General features: G+C 68.2%; 3 protein-coding genes. 2 read left to right on the top strand and 1 reads right to left on the bottom strand.

Features of this window, described 5'->3' with window-relative positions; genetic code table 11:
- Positions 1 to 244: 244 nt before the first annotated feature.
- Positions 245 to 853, bottom strand: coding sequence for an ATP-binding protein (locus tag ACFU6K_RS37140; protein WP_380670787.1), 609 nt, complete (start codon positions 851 to 853; stop codon positions 245 to 247).
- A gap of 339 nt (positions 854 to 1192) precedes the next feature.
- On the opposite strand from ACFU6K_RS37140, the gene ACFU6K_RS37145 reads away from it, so the two are divergent.
- Entirely contained in the window at positions 1193 to 2038 is an 846-nt protein-coding gene (locus ACFU6K_RS37145; RefSeq protein ID WP_380670789.1) for a helix-turn-helix domain-containing protein, read from the top strand.
- Positions 2035 to 2256 (top strand): DUF397 domain-containing protein, encoded by a 222-nt coding sequence (locus tag ACFU6K_RS37150; protein ID WP_380670791.1) that lies wholly within the window; start codon positions 2035 to 2037, stop codon positions 2254 to 2256. Before ACFU6K_RS37145 ends, ACFU6K_RS37150 begins: the two co-directional genes overlap by 4 nt.
- The last annotated feature ends 49 nt before the right edge of the window (positions 2257 to 2305 follow it).

Here is a 2305-nt window from a genome sequence, read left to right on the forward strand (position 1 = left end):
CCGCAGGACCGCACCTCTCGTACGGGGCCCTGTGGGTGTCCGGGCCTGCCCTCTCCCGGAGGGAGCGAGGGAAGCGGCCCTGGACGTGGTGAGCGTGCACGCCCCGTGCGGGCGGGATGGTGCTCTTCCGTCACCCGCCGCCGTGTCGTTCCCGGGCGAGTGTTCCGGAGTGCGGTGGCACCAGTGCGCGCAGGCAGCCGCGCGCGGAGGCAGCAGGTGCTACCGGAGGCCTACGAGGCGCCGGTCACGCCGGTATTCGGTCGGGCGCCGGCTGCCCGGGCGGCCGGCCCACGGCGGGCCGAGGCCGGAACTCCCGCACGAGTGCGTCCGCGCGTGGCGCCGCGACCCGCAGGCTGACCTGCTCGCCCACGGCGGCCGCCGGACGCACCTGCTCGGGAAGCCCGATCTCCGCCCAGATCTCCTTGCCGCCCTGGGGGAGCTCCTCGACGCCGAAGCGGGACACGACCGCCGTGACGAGCATCAGCCCGCGTCCGCAGGTCGCCTCGTTGGTGGCCGACCGGTACTCGGGGCGGCCGAGCCCCGGGTCGGTCACGGACACCCGCAGCACACCCGTGTCGTATCGCAGGCAGGCGGTCAGCATCACGTCCGGCCGCTCGCCGCCACAGCCGTGCACGACGGCGTTCGTGCCGAGTTCGCTCAGCACGAGCTGCACGTCGTCCAGCACGGCGTCCTGCTGACGACCGTCCAGGCCGAGCGTCGGCAGCACCGTCCTCGCCCAGCGGCGGAGATCGCCGATCCGCTCCCGTTCGGCAGGGAACTCGATGTCGGCCGTGAGGCGGGTGTCCGGCCCCCGGGCCTCGTCGGCGGAGCTTTCACTGTTTGCGGCATACACGGCATACCTCCGCTGGGAGCCACCCGTCGAGGCTCTCGGCAGGTGTTCGGGGAAGCGGTCAACCGACCGCACGACGCGGCAAGGTGTCTCGCTCGCCGTCGTTCTACGCGTGCTCAGGCGTTACGGCCGCCGGTCACTCACCGAAGGCGTGCCCCTGCGGTCCGTGACATTGAGCATGGTGGCTGATCCCTCGTCAGTGCAAGCCCATCCGCGAAATTTATGAATTCTCATTTGGTGATGAGAGTTGCTGCCATGTCGAGCAGGGAGCTGCTGGCGACCCACGCGACTGACGGGGCACACTGGCCACCCAGGCCTGGATAGCGAGAATTGGGGGTACCCATGGCGGAAGCCACGGTTCGGCAGCGCCAACTCGGCCGCCAGCTCCGTACGATCAGAGAGACGCGACACCTCACGCTGGAGGACGTCGAGCAGGCCACGGGCATCACCAGCGCGAAGTTGTCACGGATAGAGCTGGCCAGGTCGGCTGCCAAGCCGGCCGACGTCCGGGTGCTGGCTCAGATGTACGAGTGCGACGAGCAGCTTGTCGAGTCGCTTGTGGCAGTCGCCCGAGACGGGAAGAAGCGCGGGTGGTGGCTCAACTACGGGGAGGTCCTGTCGCCATGGCTGGCCGACCAGATCAGCCTGGAGGAAGACGCCACCACGTTCCGGACCTACCAGGTACAGCTCATCCCGGGCCTGTTCCAGACGGCGGGCTACGCTCGCGCGGTCCACAGCCGGCTGGCGATCGGGGCGACTTCGGAGGACGTGGAGGCGCGCGTCCGGATCCGAAGGGAACGTCAGGCCATCCTCACCCAGCCCAAGCCGGTGGAGATGCAGGCGGTCATCCACGAGACAGCGATTCGCAGTCTGGTCGGGGGCGCTCAGACGATGCGCGAACAGTTGGAGAAGCTGCTTGAGCTCGCGGTGCTTCCCAACATCACCATCCAGGTGATGCCGTCGGAGACCGGTGTTCACCAGGGCATGAACGGCCCGTTCTCCGTCCTCGGCTTCCCCAACGGCAATCTCGACGTAGTGCTGCTGGAGGGGCTGCTGACCAGTGAGTGGGTCGAGGAACCCGAGCGCGTCACCGTCTTCGACCGAGCGTTCCGCGACATCGTCGCCGAGGCCTGGTCACTTGACCAGTCGCTTGAGTTCATCACCGCACAGAAAGACAGGCTGAAGTGACATTCGTCCCCAACTCCACCATCCTGACGATCAGGTGGAAGAAGAGCACTCACAGCGGCGGCAACGGCGACTGCCTTGAGATGGCCACCAGCGGAGACATCCGATACGTACGCGACTCGAAGGACCCCGCAGGCCCCGCGCTAGCCTTCAGCGCTGCAGCCCACAGCTCCTTCATCGCTGCCGCAGCAACCGGCATGTTCGACTTCGATCTCATCTGACTCACGCAGCACCAGGGTCCGGCGCGGGAGGTACGCCGGACCCTGGTGC

Source organism: Kitasatospora sp. NPDC057512, from assembly GCF_042802135.1.
Classification (GTDB): Bacteria; Actinomycetota; Actinomycetes; order Streptomycetales; family Streptomycetaceae; genus Kitasatospora.